At 72.1% G+C, this 15,202-nt stretch carries 15 protein-coding genes and 1 pseudogene; 11 read left to right on the top strand and 5 right to left on the bottom strand.

What is annotated here, in order from left to right; translation table 11 throughout:
* From ABH928_RS10115 to ABH928_RS10130, 4 genes and pseudogenes are all read left to right on the top strand, one after another.
* Positions 1-312, top strand: a pseudogene (locus ABH928_RS10115) (urease subunit alpha); the annotation flags it as partial.
* Positions 313-374: 62 nt separating this feature from the next.
* Positions 375-1,439 carry an agmatine/peptidylarginine deiminase gene (locus tag ABH928_RS10120; RefSeq protein ID WP_370064441.1) on the top strand — a complete coding sequence of 355 codons (1,065 nt, stop codon included), beginning with the start codon at positions 375-377 and terminating at the stop codon, positions 1,437-1,439.
* Between the two features lie 2 nt (positions 1,440-1,441).
* Positions 1,442-2,068: a TetR family transcriptional regulator C-terminal domain-containing protein gene (locus ABH928_RS10125; protein WP_370064443.1), complete on the top strand. Its 627-nt coding sequence runs from the start codon at positions 1,442-1,444 to the stop codon at positions 2,066-2,068.
* A gap of 127 nt (positions 2,069-2,195) precedes the next feature.
* Positions 2,196-3,389 (top strand): DUF4328 domain-containing protein, encoded by a 1,194-nt coding sequence (locus ABH928_RS10130; protein ID WP_370064445.1) that lies wholly within the window; start codon positions 2,196-2,198, stop codon positions 3,387-3,389.
* A 23-nt stretch (positions 3,390-3,412) separates the two neighbouring features.
* Here the strand turns inward: ABH928_RS10130 and ABH928_RS10135 are convergent, their stop codons facing one another.
* Complete coding sequence (locus ABH928_RS10135; protein ID WP_370064447.1) at positions 3,413-5,023, bottom strand: hypothetical protein; 1,611 nt, start codon at positions 5,021-5,023, stop codon at positions 3,413-3,415.
* Positions 5,024-5,284: 261 nt separating this feature from the next.
* Between ABH928_RS10135 and ABH928_RS10140 the strand changes: the two genes are divergently transcribed.
* The gene (locus ABH928_RS10140; RefSeq protein WP_370064449.1) at positions 5,285-6,277 is read left to right on the top strand and encodes a helix-turn-helix domain-containing protein; all 993 of its coding nucleotides are present in this window, start codon (positions 5,285-5,287) and stop codon (positions 6,275-6,277) included.
* A gap of 63 nt (positions 6,278-6,340) precedes the next feature.
* Positions 6,341-6,820, top strand: coding sequence for a MarR family winged helix-turn-helix transcriptional regulator (locus tag ABH928_RS10145; RefSeq protein ID WP_370064451.1), 480 nt, complete (start codon positions 6,341-6,343; stop codon positions 6,818-6,820).
* A gap of 52 nt (positions 6,821-6,872) precedes the next feature.
* Here the strand turns inward: ABH928_RS10145 and ABH928_RS10150 are convergent, their stop codons facing one another.
* Both ABH928_RS10150 and ABH928_RS10155 read right to left on the bottom strand, forming a co-directional pair.
* A complete protein-coding gene (locus tag ABH928_RS10150) occupies positions 6,873-7,349 on the bottom strand; it encodes a methylated-DNA--[protein]-cysteine S-methyltransferase (RefSeq protein ID WP_370064453.1) in 477 nt (158 codons plus the stop codon).
* Positions 7,349-8,902, bottom strand: coding sequence for an AlkA N-terminal domain-containing protein (locus ABH928_RS10155; RefSeq protein ID WP_370064998.1), 1,554 nt, complete (start codon positions 8,900-8,902; stop codon positions 7,349-7,351). Before ABH928_RS10155 ends, ABH928_RS10150 begins: the two co-directional genes overlap by 1 nt.
* Before the next feature lie 236 nt (positions 8,903-9,138).
* Here ABH928_RS10155 and ABH928_RS10160 point away from each other — a divergent pair, with 236 nt between their 5' ends.
* Positions 9,139-9,606, top strand: a complete 468-nt coding sequence (locus ABH928_RS10160) for a rhodanese-like domain-containing protein (RefSeq protein ID WP_370064454.1) — start codon at positions 9,139-9,141, stop codon at positions 9,604-9,606.
* Here the strand turns inward: ABH928_RS10160 and rsgA are convergent.
* Positions 9,569-10,723 (bottom strand): ribosome small subunit-dependent GTPase A, encoded by a 1,155-nt coding sequence (rsgA, locus tag ABH928_RS10165; RefSeq protein ID WP_370064455.1) that lies wholly within the window; start codon positions 10,721-10,723, stop codon positions 9,569-9,571. The genes ABH928_RS10160 and rsgA overlap by 38 nt on opposite strands.
* A gap of 172 nt (positions 10,724-10,895) precedes the next feature.
* Entirely contained in the window at positions 10,896-12,086 is a 1,191-nt protein-coding gene (locus ABH928_RS10170; protein ID WP_370064456.1) for a YihY/virulence factor BrkB family protein, read from the bottom strand.
* Positions 12,087-12,344: 258 nt separating this feature from the next.
* Between ABH928_RS10170 and ABH928_RS10175 the strand changes: the two genes are divergently transcribed.
* The 4 genes from ABH928_RS10175 to ABH928_RS10190 all read left to right on the top strand — a co-directional run bounded on the left by ABH928_RS10175 (position 12,345) and on the right by ABH928_RS10190 (position 15,192).
* Positions 12,345-12,428, top strand: coding sequence for a putative leader peptide (locus ABH928_RS10175; RefSeq protein ID WP_332262522.1), 84 nt, complete (start codon positions 12,345-12,347; stop codon positions 12,426-12,428).
* A 178-nt stretch (positions 12,429-12,606) separates the two neighbouring features.
* Positions 12,607-14,298 (top strand): nitrite/sulfite reductase, encoded by a 1,692-nt coding sequence (locus tag ABH928_RS10180; protein WP_370064458.1) that lies wholly within the window; start codon positions 12,607-12,609, stop codon positions 14,296-14,298.
* Positions 14,295-14,480: a hypothetical protein gene (locus ABH928_RS10185; protein WP_370064460.1), complete on the top strand. Its 186-nt coding sequence runs from the start codon at positions 14,295-14,297 to the stop codon at positions 14,478-14,480. The genes ABH928_RS10180 and ABH928_RS10185 overlap by 4 nt, the downstream gene beginning before the upstream one ends.
* A complete protein-coding gene (locus tag ABH928_RS10190) occupies positions 14,464-15,192 on the top strand; it encodes a phosphoadenylyl-sulfate reductase (protein WP_370064462.1) in 729 nt (242 codons plus the stop codon). Before ABH928_RS10185 ends, ABH928_RS10190 begins: the two co-directional genes overlap by 17 nt.
* The last annotated feature ends 10 nt before the right edge of the window (positions 15,193-15,202 follow it).

The raw sequence follows: 15,202 nt of genomic DNA on the forward strand, positions 1-15,202 counted from the left end.
AACGCCTCCACCGACCGCTGCGAACCCCTCGTCCTGGGCCCCCAGTTCGGCGCCCACGGCGCCACCGCCGCCGACATCTCCGTCGCCTTCGTCGCCGCAGCCGCCGTCACCAACGGCGACCAGATGCCCACCCGCCGCCGCCGCGTCCCCGTCAAGCACACCCGCGGCATCGGCCCCGCCGACATGCTCCGCAACCACCGCCTCGGCACCGTCGACGTCAACCCCACCACCGGCACCGTCACCCTCGACGGCAACCCCCTCCACAGCCACCCCGCCGACACCGTCACCCTCAGCCGCCTCTACTTCCTCTGAAGCAGAACAGCCTCCAGATCAGCACAGCCTCTGATCTCCCAGCGCATCAGGAGCCCACCCCCATGACGTCCAACCCCGCAGCGGCTGCCGCCGCGCAGACTCCCGCCGCCGCCGGTTTCGCCATGCCCGCCGAGTGGGCGCCGCACGACCGCACCTGGATGGCCTTCCCCACCTCCAACGAGACCTTCGTCGGCGACGAGCTCCACCTGGCCCGCCAGGCCTGGGCGAGCGTGGCCAACACGATCGTCCGCTACGAGCCGGTCACCCTGGTCGTCAACACCGGTGAGGCCGAGGCCGCGCGCGGCTACGTCTCCCCCGAGGTCGAGATCGTCGAGCGCCCGCTGGACGACGCGTGGATGCGCGACATCGGCCCGACCTTCCTGACGGACGGCAAGGGCACCCTGGCCGCCGCCGACTGGATCTTCAACGGCTGGGGCGCGCAGGAGTGGGCCAGCTGGGAGAACGACCAGCACGTCGCCGAGCACGTCGTCGAGCTGACGGGTGTTCAGCGGTTCGCCTCGCGGCTGATCAACGAGGGCGGCGGCATCCATGTCGACGGTGAGGGCACCGTGCTGCTCACCGACACCGTGCAGCTGGGCGAGGGCCGCAACAGCGACTGGACGCGCGAGCAGGTCGAGGCGGAGATCCACGCGTTCCTCGGCACCACCAAGGCGATCTGGGTGCCGCGCGGCCTGACCCGCGACTACCAGCGCTTCGGCACCCGCGGCCACATCGACATCGTCGCCGCCTTCCTGCGTCCGGGCACCGTGGTCGTCCACAGCCAGCCGGACCCGGCGCACCCGGACCACGAGGTCACCAAGGAGATCGCGGCGCTGCTGCGCGCCTCGACCGACGCCAAGGGCCGTCAGCTGGAGGTCATCGAGCTGCAGGCGCCGACCGTCCTCTTCGAGGAGGACGGCGAGCCGGTCGACTACTCCTACATCAACCACTACCTGTGCAACGGCGCCGTGGTGCTGTGCGCCTTCGACGACCCGCGTGACCAGGCGGCGGCCGAGGTCTTCGCCCGGATCTTCCCCGAGCGCAAGGTCGAGCTCGTCGACGCACGCGAGATCTTCGCCAACGGCGGTGGCATCCACTGCATCACCCAGCAGCAGCCCAAGGTCTGACGATGGCCACACGCAGGCCGGCCAGGCCCCGGGAGGAGGTGTTCGCCGCAGCCATGACGTCGATCGCCGCCCAGGGCCTGGCCGGGTTGACCATGGCCGGGCTCGGCAAGGAGCTCGGGATGAGCGGCGGTCACCTGCTCTACTACTTCGGCAGCAAGGACCAGTTGCTGCTGGAGACGCTGCGCTGGAGCGAGGCGCAGCTCGGCGAACGACGCGTCGCCGTGCTCGCCGTGCTCGCCGTGCTCGCCGAAGACGGCAACGCCGCCGAGCGCCTGCGTGACTTCTGCGCGCTCTACCTGCCGACCGGCCCGGGCGATCCGCGCTGGACGCTGTGGATCGAGGTCTGGGGCCGGTCCCAGGCGAGTGAGGAGATCCGGTCCGGTCAGGCGGAGATCGAGGCGGCCTGGCGGGCGGACCTGGTCGCGCTGCTGCGGGCGGGCGTGGACGCCGGTGAGTTCCGCGCGGTCGAACCGGACCGGTTCGCCGTGCTGTTGAGTGCGCTGCTGGACGGCTTCGGCACCTCGGTCGTCGTCGGCCTGCCCGGCACCGGCCGCACGGAGGCCCTGGAGCACGTCGACGCTTTCCTGCGGGACTCGCTGCTGCTGCCCGGAACAGCCGTTTCCGGCTGACCCGCCATGGTTCGTCCACGCACGGGGGCTTGACCCACACGCATGGACGAGGGTTGCCCGTGTCCAATACCATCAGCAGCCGCCAGCCGCGCGCAGCCGAGCGCGGATCGATCCAGGGGGAACTCCCGTGCTCTGCCCGACCTGTTCCGCCGCTAGCCTCGACTTCGCCGGTCGCTGCCCCAACTGCGGCTACATCGCGGGCCACACGCCCCAGTCCTACGGCGGCTACTTCGCGCAGCCCGCGCTCATCGCGCCGACCGCTCCCGTCGGGATCGGCATCGCGGCGCAGGTGTTGATAGTGATCAACGGGCTGCTCGCGCTGCTCGGCTTCGGGTTCAACATCTGGTCGTTCACGGTGGCCAAGACGGCCCTGGACACCAGCGGGGCCAACCTGTCCGCCCTCAACGCCGCGAACACGGCCTCGGCCGTGCTGGTCTTCCTGAGCGCCCTGGCCAACCTCGCGGCAGGCGTCCTCTTCATCATCTGGTTCTTCAAGTCGGCCAGGCTGTCGGAGATCCTGGCCCCGGGTCGGCAGGCGCTCAGCGCCGGATGGGCGATCGGCGGCTGGTTCGTCCCGCTCGCCTTCCTGGTGCTGCCCCGTCTCGTGGCCGGTGGCATCTGGCGCGCGGCCGTCCCGCTGCAGCAGGTCCCGACCATGCGCCGCCCGAACACCTACCTGGTGACGTGGTGGTGGCTAACCTTCTGCGTGGCGCAGGTGTTCTGGGTGGAGCGGGTCGGCTCCGCCACCTCGTGGGAGAACCCTGGGGCCTCGGTCGGCACCCTGGTTGTCGAGTTCGGATTCGTCGGGCTGGTCGACCTGTGCGCGATCGCGGCGACCGTGCTGGCCGTGGTGATGATCCGCAAGGTCACCTCGATGCAGCAGGTCCGGATCCTCCAGGGCCCCGGCATCGGCCACCCCTACGCCGCCCCGATGCAGGCGCCGTACGCCGCCTACGCGGAGTCGGGCATGCCCCCCGCGTACATCGCTCCGAAGGACGCCGCACGGCAGTACACGCCGGTCGTCCCGGCCCAGGCCGTGGCTCCGGTGCAGGCGCAGGCGCAGGCGCAGGCGCAGGCTGAGCCGGCGGTGGAGCTGACAAAGGAGCCTGCGCAGCCGCAGTCGCAGCCGGTATCGGCGCCGGAGCCGGAGCCGCAGCCGGTCCGCGTGGACCGTCCGACGACGCCGCTCGTCGCCCTGTCCAAGGACGCCGCAGAGCCGGACGTCCAGCCTCAGGACGCGGTCCCGCAGGACGCCGTCCCCGCTGACGACGCGCCCAAGAAGGACACCGCGACCGTGATGTTCCGCAAGCCCGAGGCCTGACCGGCGGTCAGCCTCAGTCGGACTCAGTCCTCCCAGACCGCCACGGCCGTGCGGTCCGCCGTGTGGCCCTGCGCGCGGGCCTGGAGCTGGCGGAGGAAGTCGACGCCGCCCGGCGCGTGCGGCTGCGACCAGTGCTCGGCCAGCAGCCCGGCGACCGCCGCCTCCGCGCGCAGCGGAGCGGCCAGGCCCTCGGAGCAGAGCAGCAGCACGTCACCGGGCTCCGGCACCACCGCGCGGAACCGGAACCGGTCCGGCTGTTCCACCGGCGCGCCCTCGACCTCCGCGTCGCCCACCCCGAGTCGACGCCCCGCGTAGGCGTCGTACCAGGCGTCGTCGCCGAGCAGCAGCAGCGCGCCGGGGCCGGTGCCGAAACCGGCGCGGAGCCGGTTGGTCGGGTCGAGCGGTGCGATCAACGCGTGCACCGCGCCGTCCGGGCCGAGCTCGCGTGCGGCGCGTGCCGTCAGTCGCTGGAGGCCGTACCGCAGTTGCTCCTGGGCGCCCTCGCGCAGGTCCGCCAGCAGGCCCGCGCGGCTGCGCCCGACGGCCGCCGCCAGCACGTGAGCGGCCTGCTGTGCGCCGCCCGAGCCACTGGAGACCACGGCCACCAGCAGTCCCCCGACGCCCTGACCGAAGCGCGCCACCAACAGCCGGTCCGTGCGCGGCAGCCCCAGCCCGCGGGCCTGCTCGCCACGGGCACTGGCCGCACGCAGCGTCACACTGCCGTGCCGGGCCAGCTCCAGGGCCGTGTCCGGGACCACCGCGCCGATTGCGTCCGGGTCTGCCTCGGGCAGCGAGTCCGGCTCGGGCAGCGCGGTCGTGCCAGGTCGGCTCCTCCCCCAGCGCGCGGCGATGCCGTCGGGCACGGTCGGCGTCGGGACGGTGGCGCGCTCGGGCTTCTTGGCCAACCGGATCGGCGTGGACGCCGACTGCGATGACGATCGGGACGCCGGCCCGGACGCCGACCGGGACGCCGAACCTGGCGCGGGCGACGCGGGGTTGACGGTCGGGTCAGCCTCGGGGTCGGCCTCCGGGCCGGGAGCCGCCAGCCGGGACGGGTCCGGCTCGGAGCGCGGCAGGGGTGGTCGGGGCGGCATCGGGGGTGCGGCGGTGGGCGGGGTCTCAGGCGCGCTGTCCGCGCCGGCCGCGCTGTCCACCGTACTGTCGGGCTCGGCGCGCGGCGCGATCACCCGTGGATCGGGGACGCGCGGCGGGGACGGACGCCGGTCGTTGGGCTCCTCCGTGAGGTACGCGTCGCGCACGTCGTATACGTCGCGGACCTCGTATGCGTCGTATACCTGGTGTGCATCGTGTGCCTGGCGTGCGTCGGGTGAGACGTCCGGGAGATCGGGGCCCTCGGGCAGGTCCGGCTGTTCGGGCACGTCCGGGATGTCCGGGACGTCACCGACGTCGGGCAGGTCCGGCGGAGTCGGGACGTCCGGCACCGGCGCGTCCTCGCCCGCGTCGCCCTCCTCGGCCGCGCCCATCGCGCCGAGCGCGGAGGCGAACCAGTCGTCGACCGACCCGGCGCGGGCCGTTTCCGGCGCGTCGGCGTCGCGTGCGTAGACGGCGGCCCACCAGGCGTCCTCCGCCTGAGCCGTGGGGCTCGGCGCGCCCTGGTCGCGTCGCTCGGTCATCCTGCCGCTCCCTCCGGTGCCAGAAGTGCCTCCGGGATCGAGGCCATTGTCCATGCGGGGGCCCGGATCCATGCGGGGAACCGACGAATCAGCCCACGTCCGGAGCAACCGAACGGAATATCCGGACAATCACCCGACCCGACTGCCATTCCGTTCGACCGCCTCTTCGCCTACCCCTCGACTACCGCGCACACGCTCGGAACAGGCATGATGATCACGTTGTGGCAGGGGGAGGAGAGGAAGGGACGAGGCGACCCACGCATGCTGGAACTCTTCGGGCTGAACGAGCGCGCCGAGCACGTCTACCGAGCGCTGCTGGCACTCGGTGCGGCCACCCCGGGCACGCTCGCCGAGCGGCTCGCACTCCCGCTGCCACTCGTCGAGAACGCGCTGGCCGGGCTGGAGTCCAACGGCCTCGCCGCCGTCTCCGCCGCCCTCGGTGACCACTATGTCGCCGCGCCGCCCACCATCGCGCTGGCGCCCGCGCTGTCCCAGCGCCGTCACGAACTGCACGAGGCCGAGCGGGCGGTGGAGTCACTCGCGGACGAGTACCGGCGCACCGGCGGCGCGGCCAACGGCGTGGCCGACCTGGTCGAGGTGGTCTCCGGCGTCTCAGCGGTCCGGCACCGCTTCGAGCAGATCCAACTCGGCGCCGCGGAGGAGCTCATGGCCCTGGTCACCGACGCCCCCGTCGCGGTGCGGCCGGAGGAGAACATGGTCGAGTCGGTGGCGGTCGCCCGCGGGGTGACCCACCGGACCGTGCTCTCCCGGGCCACGTTGGCGGAGGGCCAGGTCATGGAGCAGATGGCCCTGGCGCTCGGCCGGGGCCAACAGGTGCGCATCGCGGAGACCGTGCCCACCAAGCTGATCGTCGCGGACCGCGGCCTGGCCATGGTGCCGCTGCGCACGCTGGGATCGCCCGGCGAACCGGCGGCGCTGCTGGTCCGCGCTCCGGGGCTGCTGGAAGCACTGATCGGACTGTTCGAACTCTGCTGGCAGCAGGCGGTTCCGGTGCGGTTCTCCTCGGACGGCGAACTGCCCGTCGACGACGAGGGCGACCAGCCGGACCAGACGGATCTGCAGATCCTCTCGCTGCTGCTGGCCGGGCTGACCGACGCCAGCGTGGCCAAGCAGCTGGACCTGGGCCTGCGCACGGTCCAGCGCCGGGTGCAGCGGCTGATGGTGCTGACCGGCGTGACCACACGGATGCAGCTGGGCTGGCAGGCCTACGAGAAGGGCTGGGTAGCCCGGTAGTACTGGGTGGCTCGGTAGTACTGGGTGGCTCGTTTCGTCGGAGCCGCCCGTTAGGATCTCGCCATGCCAGAACCCGCCGATCCGAACGTCCTCGATCCCGGCCAGGTCCAGCGCCTCACCGATGCGGTCACTCGGCTGCGTCGTGCCCTGCGCAGCAGCATCCGCACCGAGTACCCATGGGAATCCCTGCCGATGGCGCAGGTCGAACTCCTGCAGACGCTGGCCATGGGGCCGTTGCGCGTGGGCGAACTGGCCGCGCGGCAACGGCTGGCGCCGAACACGGTGAGCGGGCTGGTCGGCAAGATGCTGGAGGCCGGCTTCGTCGACCGGCAGGCCGACCCGGGCGACCGCCGCACCGCACGGATCGCGCTGACGGAGGCCGGACACCGCCAACTCTCCGACTGGCAGCGCGCCCACGAGCGGCGCCTGGCCACGGCACTCGCCGCGATCGCCCCGGAGGACAGCGCGGCGGTACTGAGCGCGTTGGACGGGCTGGAACGGCTGGCGACGGCGCTCGGCGAGGGCCCGGAGGGTCCCGCGTAGCGCCGTTTCCAGTTCCGAAGGGCGCGAAGGTGCGAAGGTGCGAAGGCGCTTGCTACTGCTCCAACGCGAGCAACGCCTGCTTGGCTTCGAGTCCGGCCGCGAAGCCGGTCAACGAGCCGTCGCTGCCCACCACCCGGTGGCACGGACGCAGGATCAGCAACGGGTTGGCGCCCACCGCGCCCGCAACTGCCCGCACCGACGTCGGCGGAAGCCCGGCCGCCGCCGTCAACTCCTTGTAGGTGACCGTCGCGCCATAGGGGATGTCGTCGAGCGCCTGCCAGACGCGCTGCCGGAACTCGGTGCCGACGGGCGCCAATCGCAGGTCGAACTCCTTGCGCTCACCGGCGAAGTACTCGGTCAGCTGCGCCACCGCTGACGCCAGGTTCTCGGGGTCGGGAGTCCACGCGGGGTCGGGGCGGACGTCCTTGCCCTTCTGCGTCGGGGCGTAGAGGGAGGTCAGCCGTCCTTCGTCGTCGGCGGTCAGCTGCAGCACGCCGAGCGGGGAGTCCATGGTCGTGTAGCGGGTCATCACTTCGGGGTCCCTGTCTTCGTGTTGGTGCGGTTCGTGGGAGAGCGCTTCGCCTTGTTCCGGGCCTCGTACTGCGCCTCACTCGCCGCCGCCCAGAGGTGGTGGACGGCGTAGGAGCGCCACGGACGCCAGGCGTCCGGGTCGGCGTCCGCGACGGCGTCTCCGGCTCCGGCACCGGCTGCGTCGCCGCCGGCCGCCGCGCGCAGGCCGTGACGCACGCCGATGTCGGTGGGCAGGTACGCGTCCGGGTCGGCGAGGGCGCGCATCCGGATGTAGCTGACCGTCCACGGGCCGATGCCCGGGAGGGCGAGCAGTGCCGCGCCCGCCTCGTCACGGTCCACGCCCGGGTCGAGCCGGACGCTGCCGTCGGCTAGGGCCGCGCACAGGCCGCGCAGCGCGCGTTGGCGCGCGGCGGGCATCGCCAGATCGGCCGGGTCGGCCTCGGCCAGCGCGGCAGCGGTCGGAAAGAGCCTGGTCAGGCCGCCGCTGGCGGTCGGCAGCGGCGCGCCGTACCGCTCGGCCAGACGACCCGCGAGCGTACGTGCCGCCGCGACGGTGACCTGCTGTCCGAGGACCGCGCGCACCGCCAGTTCGTGCGGGTCGATGTGCCCCGGCGAACGCAGGCCCGGACGCTTGGCGACCAGCGGCGCGAGGTGGCGGTCCGCCCCGAGCACCTCGGCGACGGCGACCGGGTCGGCGTCCAGGTCGAACAGCGCGCGCAGGCGCTGCACGCCCGTGGTCAGGTCGCGCAGGCTGGTCAGCTGCAGCCGGGCGTCGAGCCAACCCTGCGGCCGGTCGGGCTCGTCCACCTCGGCGACGGCGGGGCCGCCGGGAAGCGCGAGCGTGCGCCGGTAGCTGCGGCCGTGCGGTCCGTGGGTGATCTCCTCGACGCCCGGCACCGCACGCAGCGCGAGGAAGTCGAAGACCGCCTCCGCGTCGAAGGGCTGACGGTGTGCCAGCCGCAGCGGTATCACGCCGCGCTCCGTGGTCCGTCGGCCCTGCCGTGCGCGCAGCTCCGTGGGGGTCATCGCGTAGACCTCGCGGATGGTGTCGTTGAACTGCCGCACGCTGGCGAACCCGGCCGCGAAGGCGACCTCGGTGGCCCCGAGGTCGGTCGTCTGCAGCAGCAGACGCGCGGTCTGGGCACGCTGGGTGCGGGCCAACGCCAGTGGACCGGCGCCGAGTTCGGCGTGCAGCTCGCGGGAGAGGTGCCGCTCGCTGTAGCCGAGGCGCGCCGCGAGTCCGGCGACGCCGTCGCGGTCGACGACGCCGTCACCGATCAGCCGCATCGCCCGGCCGACCAGGTCGGCGCGGAGGTTCCACTCCGGCGAGCCGGGGGCGATGTCCGGGCGGCAGCGGCGGCAGGCGCGGTATCCGGCGCCCTGGGCGGCGGCAGCGGTCGGGTAGAAGGTGATGTTCTCGCGTTTCGGCGTCCGGGCCGGGCAACTGGGGCGACAGTAGATACCGGTGGTCCGCACGGCCGTGTAGAACACGCCGTCGTGGCGGGCGTCCCTGCTGCTCACCGCCCGGTAGCAGGCCTCTTCTTCCATCATCACGCCTTCCAGTCTGCGGCATCGGCGGGGCTCGGACTGGCGGGAATCGGACATGGCAGTGACGCACGGACCTGCGCGGCTCCACGTGGCCTCGTCTGGCAGGATCTTGATGCTCGGCGGCGTTCTTGCCACTCGCCCGGATCTCGCCGTCCCGAAAGGATGAGGTCGTCGCAGTAAGCACAGCAAGCGCAGCCAGCGCGGCGAGCAAGCCGCTGGACCAGGAGATTGAGACGACGATGACCGACAGTGCCGTCCTGCGTGTCCCCGCCGCCGAGCCGGATGTCGCCGCCGCTCACTACGCCGCCCGGCTCGCCTTCGAGGCGGACGTCTCCGACGTGCACGCCGACCTGGAGGCCGGCGTGCCGGGGCTCGTCGTGATCGACTCCCGCAGCGACGAGGCCTGGGCGCAGGGACACATCCCCGGCGCGGTCCACCTGCCGACCGCCCGCATCGCCGAGCTGGCGCCGACCCTGGTGGACCGCTCGCTGACGGTCGTCACCTACTGCTGGGGCCCGGGCTGCAACGGGGCAACCCGGGCCGCGCTGGCCTTCGCCCGGCTCGGCTATCCGGTCAAGGAGATGATCGGCGGCTACGAGTACTGGGTCCGTGAGGGCTTCGACACGGAGACGGGCGCAGGCGAGCTCGTCCGCAACCAGGTCGACCCGCTCACCGCTCCGCGCTCGGGAATTGCCTGCGCCTGCTGACCCTTTCGCGCCGGTCACGGGCCTCCCGCGCCTCCTTGGCGAGCTTGCCGCGCTCCCGCCAGATCCGGGACAGCTCGGCGCGTGCCCGGGCGTCGGTGCGGGAGGCCATCCACCGGTTCTCGCGCAGCAGCTTGCGGTAGCTCTCCAGGCGTCGGTGACTCAGCTCGCCGTCGTCCAGGGCCTGTTGGACCGCGCAGCCGGGCTCGCCGAGATGGCCGCAGTCGGCGAAGCGGCATCCTCCGGCCAACTCGTCGATGTCGGCGAAGACCTGCTGCAGCCCGGCGGCGGCGTCCATCACGCCGACGCCGCGCAGGCCGGGGGTGTCGATCAGCACGCCGCCGCCGGGCAGCGGCAGCAGTTCGCGGGTCGTGGTGGTGTGTCGGCCCTTGCCGTCGACGCCGATCGCGCGGACGTCCATCGCGTCGACACCGGTCAGCGCGTTGGCCAGGGTCGACTTGCCGACACCGGACTGGCCGAGCAGCACCGTGGTGCCGCCCAGGCGGGCGGCCAGCTCAGCCGTGCCCGCGCCGGTGAGGGCGCTGACGACCAGCACCTCGACGCCGGGGGCGACGCGTGCCACGTCGTCCCTGATCTGTTCGGCGTCCGGTGCGGTGTCCGCCTTGGTCAGCACGACGAGCGGCACGGCGCCGCTCTCCCAGGCGAGGGTGAGGAACCGCTCGATCCGGCCGAGGTCGGGCTCGACGGCGAGCGAGACGGCGATCACGGCGGTGTCGACGTTGGCGGCCAGCACCTGGCCCTCGGAGCGCTTGGACGCGCCCGAGCGGATCACCGTGCTGCGGCGCGGCAGCAGGCAGCGCACCAGGTCGCCGACCGCGCCTTGGCCGTGGGCGACGACCGCCCAGTCGCCGGTGCAGACGATCCGGACCGGATCGCGCGGGGTGACCAGCGCGGTGTCGGCGCGGAGCACGCCCCGGGCGGTGATCACGTCGCAGAGCCCGCGGTCGACACGGGCGACACGACCCGGTAGCAGGCCGGGTTCGCCAGGAACGACAGCGTCGAACTCCGCCTGCCAGACGTCGTCCCAGCCGTAGCGGGCGAGGGGGTGGGCCTCAGCGGCGTATGGACGGGGCCGCGAGGAGGACTGAGAAGAGGACAAGACGAGAAGCCCTTCGAAGGGTGGGTGCGGTGATGAACTGCGGAGAGTGCGCGATGGTCATCAACGTCCTCACCTCCTCGGCTTGTTGTGGTCCTGCGCTGGTTGTGGTCCTGCGCTTCTGGTGCCGACGCTAGCGACGGCGTGGGTGCGGCGCCACCGATTTAGCCGCCGATCACTCGTTCGAGTCTTGCTGGTCGTCAAAGGGCGACGGGTAGCGGCGGCGCGGCTCGCTCTTGCTCTGGAGGCGGCGCTTGAGCGCGCTCGGGGGCAGGAAGTCCGCCCAGCGCTCCGGGTACTCGGCCGGCGCCTCGGGTTCGCCGCCCTCCTCGGGCGGAGGCGGCGGGTAGGCGGCGCGGTTGCGGGTGGCCGTGCGTCGCGCCTCGGCGCGCCGTATCACTTCGAGGGCCGCGTCCTCGCGGGCCTGCTCGGCGGCGGCGCGGGCCTGCTCGGTCTCGCGGGTCGGCCACATCTGGTCGATGGCGGCGTTCATGGCCGCGCCGATCAGCACCGCGAGGGCGGTGACGCCGATCCAGAGCAGCACCGCGATCGGCGCGGCCAGCGAGCTGTAGACGGTCGGGCCCTCGACCGAGTGGACCAGGTAGAGCCGGAGGAAGATGCTGCAGACGAAGAAGACGATCAGCGCGACTATCGCCCCGGGCACGTCCTCCTTCCACGCCGTCCGCACCGGCACCGCCACGTGGTAGAGCGTGGTCATGAAGCAGACGGAGAGCAGGATCGCGCCGGGCCAGTAGAGCGCGTGCACCACACCCGTCGTGGCCGGGAACCAACGCACCAGCTGGTCCGGCCCGGCGATCACCACCGGTCCGATGACCGTCCCCGCGATCAGCGCCACCACGTACAGGCCGAGCGAGAGCAGGCGGGTGTGCACGATTCCGCGTTGGTCCTCCAGCCCGTACATGATCGTGACGGTGTCGACAAAGACATAGAGCGCACGCGAGCCGGACCACAGTGCCAGCAGGAAGCCGATCGAGATCAGGTCCGGCCGCCCACCGCTGAAGACGCTGTGGAGCAACGGGAGCACCGTCTGGTGCACGGAGCTCGGGGCCAGGAAGGTCCCGGCGATGCGGAGGATGTCCGCCTCCAGCTTGGCGATCACGCTCTGGCTCAGGTAGCCGAGCGTGCCCGCGATGGAGAGCAGCAGCGGCGGCACCGACATCAGCGTGAAGAAGGCGACCTCGGCGGCGAGTCCGGTGACCCGGTACTCGATGCAGATCGTGGTGGTGTCCTTGATCAGCTTCCAGGCGATGGCACGATAGGAGGGACCGGAGCGTCGCCGTCCGGCACGCCGGTTGTCACGGGCCCGATGCCGTGCCTTGGGTGAGGATTCGCCTGCCGGTTGCACATGTCCAACCTATCGGCCCGAACGCCCCTGATCGGAGCGGTGCGGGTGCGCCATCCGCCTGGTCCGCCGCGACAGGGCCGATGAAAAGTCCACATGCTGGAACGATCCGTCTCGCAGATCGTCGATTCGGCACCCTCGAGGACAGATCGGCACCCCGGGGCCACCGTGCCCGGAGTCAAATCTCAGCTTTCAGGACATCCAAGTCCACATAATGGATAGTGGTGGACGCCAGAAAGATCGGCATGCGACGCTCTTGCCATGTCTGGTGCTGGAACTGCCTTGGTAGGTCGACTTCACGTCGACCTCGGTCGCATGTCCAGCGCCATCTGTCCGGTGACCTGACCACCCGCCGCACCACCGACGACAGCCCCGCCCGACGATCCGCCCGCCGCAGTGCGGAAGGCGTCGGCCCCGGCCTGGTCACCGCCGCTCCTCCACGCGAACCCGCAGGTGGAAGCCGCAGTGCCCCGGACCGGGAGACGCCCCAACAGGCCCGAACACACTGCCGAAGGACGCTTCCATGGCCACCACCCCCACGTCTTCGACGCCGCCCAAGCGCAAGGTGACCCGTCACCGCGGTGAGGGTCAGTGGGCGGCCGGTCACTTCACCCCGCTCAACGCCAACGAGCAGTTCAAGAAGGACGACGACAGTCTCAACGTCCGGACGCGTATCGAGACGATCTACGCGCACCGGGGCTTCGACTCGATCGACCCGGCCGACCTGCGCGGCCGGATGCGCTGGTGGGGCCTCTACACCCAGCGCCGTCAGGGCATCGACGGCGGCAAGACCGCCGTGCTCGAGCCGCACGAGCTGGACGACGAGTACTTCATGATGCGCGTCCGCATCGACGGCGGCCGGCTGACCGTGGCGCAGCTGCGCGCGATCGGCGAGGTCTCGCAGACCTACGCGCGCGGCACCGCGGACCTGACCGACCGCCAGAACATCCAGTTCCACTGGATCCGGATCGAGGACGTGCCGGAGATCTGGCGGATCCTCGAGGGCGTCGGGCTGTCCACGACCGAGGCGTGCGGCGACTGCCCGCGTGTGATCCTGGGCTCCCCGGTCGCGGGCATCGCCGCGGACGAGATCATCGACGGCACGCCGGCGCTGGAGGAGATCCACCGCCGCGTCATCGGCAACCCCGACTTCTCCAACCTGCCGCGCAAGTTCAAGAGCGCGATCTCGGGCTCGCCGCTGCTGGACGTGGTCCACGAGATCAACGACGTGGCCTTCGTCGGCGTCGAGCACCCCGAGCACGGCCCCGGCTTCGACCTGTGGGTCGGCGGCGGCCTCTCCACCAACCCCCGCCTCGGCGAACGCCTGGGCGCCTGGGTGCCGCTGGAGGACGTCGCGGACGTCTTCGTCGGCGTCATCTCGATCTTCCGCGACTACGGCTACCGCCGCCTGCGCACCCGCGCCCGGCTCAAGTTCCTGATGGCCGACTGGGGCCCCGAGAAGTTCCGCCAGGTGCTGGAGGACGAGTACCTGCACCGCGCGCTGGTCGACGGCCCGGCCCCGGCCGAGCCGGTCGGGCGCTGGCGCGACCACGTCGGCGTGCACCGGCAGAAGGACGGCAACTACTACGTCGGTTTCGCTCCGGTCGTCGGCCGGGTGGACGGCTCGCTGCTGACCAAGGTCGCCGACGTGGCCGCCCAGCACGGCTCGGACCGGCTCCGCACCACGACCGAGCAGAAGATGATCGTGCTGGACGTGGCCGAGGACCAGGTCGACTCCCTGGTCGCCGGGTTGGAGGCGCTGGGCCTGCAGGTCAAGCCGTCCAGCTTCCGGCGCGGGACGATGGCCTGCACCGGCATCGAGTTCTGCAAGCTCGCGATCGTCGAGACCAAGGACCGCGGCCGGACCCTGATCGAGGAGCTGGAGGCCCGGCTGCCGGAGTTCGACGAGCCGCTGACCATCAACATCAACGGCTGCCCGAACGCCTGCGCCCGGATCCAGGTCGGCGACATCGGCCTCAAGGGCCAGCTGGTCGTGGACGAGAACGGCGAGCAGGTCGAGGGCTACCAGGTGCACCTGGGCGGCGCGTTGGGCCTGGACGCCGGCTTCGGCCGCAAGGTCCGCGGCCTGAAGGTCACCAAGGACGGTCTGCCCGACTACATCGAGCGCGTCCTGCGCCGTTACCTGGACGACCGCCACGACGGCGAGCGGTTCGCGCAGTGGACCACGCGTGCCGGCGAGGAGCAGCTCTCATGAGTGAGCGTGCCGCACCGTTCTACTGCCCCTACTGCGGCGACGAGGACCTGCGCCCGAGCGAGACCGGCGGGCACGGTGCCTGGGAGTGCGCGTCCTGCCGACGTGCGTTCGCGCTGAAGTTCCTCGGGCTGCTGACCGCCCCGACCGCGACTGGGGGACGTCCTGATGACCACCGAGACTGAGCACACGCACTCTCCGTACTCCCCCGAGCAGTTGGAGGCCCTGGCCACCACTGCCGCCCGGGAGCTGGAGGACGCCTCCGCGCAGGAGATCCTGCGCTGGGCGGCCGAGACCTTCGGCAGGCGCCTCGCGGTGACCTCGTCGATGGAGGACGCAGTCGTCGCCCACCTGGGCTCGACCGCGCTGCCGGGCATCGACGTGGTCTTCCTGGACACCGGCTACCACTTCGCGGAGACCATCGGCACCCGTGACGCGGTGGCGGCGACGATGCCGGTCAACGTGATCACGCTGACGCCGCGTCAGACCGTGGCCGAGCAGGACGCGGAGTACGGCCCCCGGCTGCACGACCGCGACCCGGACCTCTGCTGCAAGCTGCGCAAGGTCGAGCCCCTGGGCCGCGGCCTGGCCGGCTACGACGCCTGGGCCACCGGGCTGCGCCGGGACGAGTCGCCGACGCGGGCCGACACCCCGGTGGTGGCCTACGACCCGAAGCGGCAGAAGGTCAAGATCGCCCCGATCGCCCGCTGGACGCAGGACGACGTGGACGCCTACGTGGCCGAGCACGGCATCCTGCTCAACCCGCTGCTCTTCGACGGCTACGCGTCGATCGGCTGCGCGCCGGAGTCCTGCACCCGCCGCGTGCTGGAGGGCGAGGACGCGCGCTCCGGCCGCTGGTCCGGCGCCGGCAAGACCGAGTGCGGCATCCACCTCTGACCGCTCGTCC

The organism is Streptacidiphilus sp. MAP5-3 (genome assembly GCF_041262505.1).
Classification (GTDB): Bacteria; Actinomycetota; Actinomycetes; order Streptomycetales; family Streptomycetaceae; genus Streptacidiphilus.

What these genes read in the sequence shown, in the direction of transcription:
- ABH928_RS10120 (WP_370064441.1), top strand. Translation starts at nt 375, where the DNA reads ATGACGTCCAACCCCGCAGCGGCTGCCGCCGCGCAGACTCCCGCCGCC.
- ABH928_RS10125 (WP_370064443.1), top strand. Translation starts at nt 1,442, where the DNA reads ATGGCCACACGCAGGCCGGCCAGGCCCCGGGAGGAGGTGTTCGCCGCA.
- ABH928_RS10135 (WP_370064447.1), bottom strand. Translation starts at nt 5,023, where the DNA reads ATGACCGAGCGACGCGACCAGGGCGCGCCGAGCCCCACGGCTCAGGCG.
- ABH928_RS10140 (WP_370064449.1), top strand. Translation starts at nt 5,285, where the DNA reads ATGCTGGAACTCTTCGGGCTGAACGAGCGCGCCGAGCACGTCTACCGA.
- ABH928_RS10145 (WP_370064451.1), top strand. Translation starts at nt 6,341, where the DNA reads ATGCCAGAACCCGCCGATCCGAACGTCCTCGATCCCGGCCAGGTCCAG.
- ABH928_RS10150 (WP_370064453.1), bottom strand. Translation starts at nt 7,349, where the DNA reads ATGACCCGCTACACGACCATGGACTCCCCGCTCGGCGTGCTGCAGCTG.
- ABH928_RS10155 (WP_370064998.1), bottom strand. Translation starts at nt 8,902, where the DNA reads ATGATGGAAGAAGAGGCCTGCTACCGGGCGGTGAGCAGCAGGGACGCC.
- ABH928_RS10160 (WP_370064454.1), top strand. Translation starts at nt 9,139, where the DNA reads ATGACCGACAGTGCCGTCCTGCGTGTCCCCGCCGCCGAGCCGGATGTC.
- ABH928_RS10175 (WP_332262522.1), top strand. Translation starts at nt 12,345, where the DNA reads ATGTCTGGTGCTGGAACTGCCTTGGTAGGTCGACTTCACGTCGACCTC.
- ABH928_RS10180 (WP_370064458.1), top strand. Translation starts at nt 12,607, where the DNA reads ATGGCCACCACCCCCACGTCTTCGACGCCGCCCAAGCGCAAGGTGACC.
- ABH928_RS10185 (WP_370064460.1), top strand. Translation starts at nt 14,295, where the DNA reads ATGAGTGAGCGTGCCGCACCGTTCTACTGCCCCTACTGCGGCGACGAG.
- ABH928_RS10190 (WP_370064462.1), top strand. Translation starts at nt 14,464, where the DNA reads ATGACCACCGAGACTGAGCACACGCACTCTCCGTACTCCCCCGAGCAG.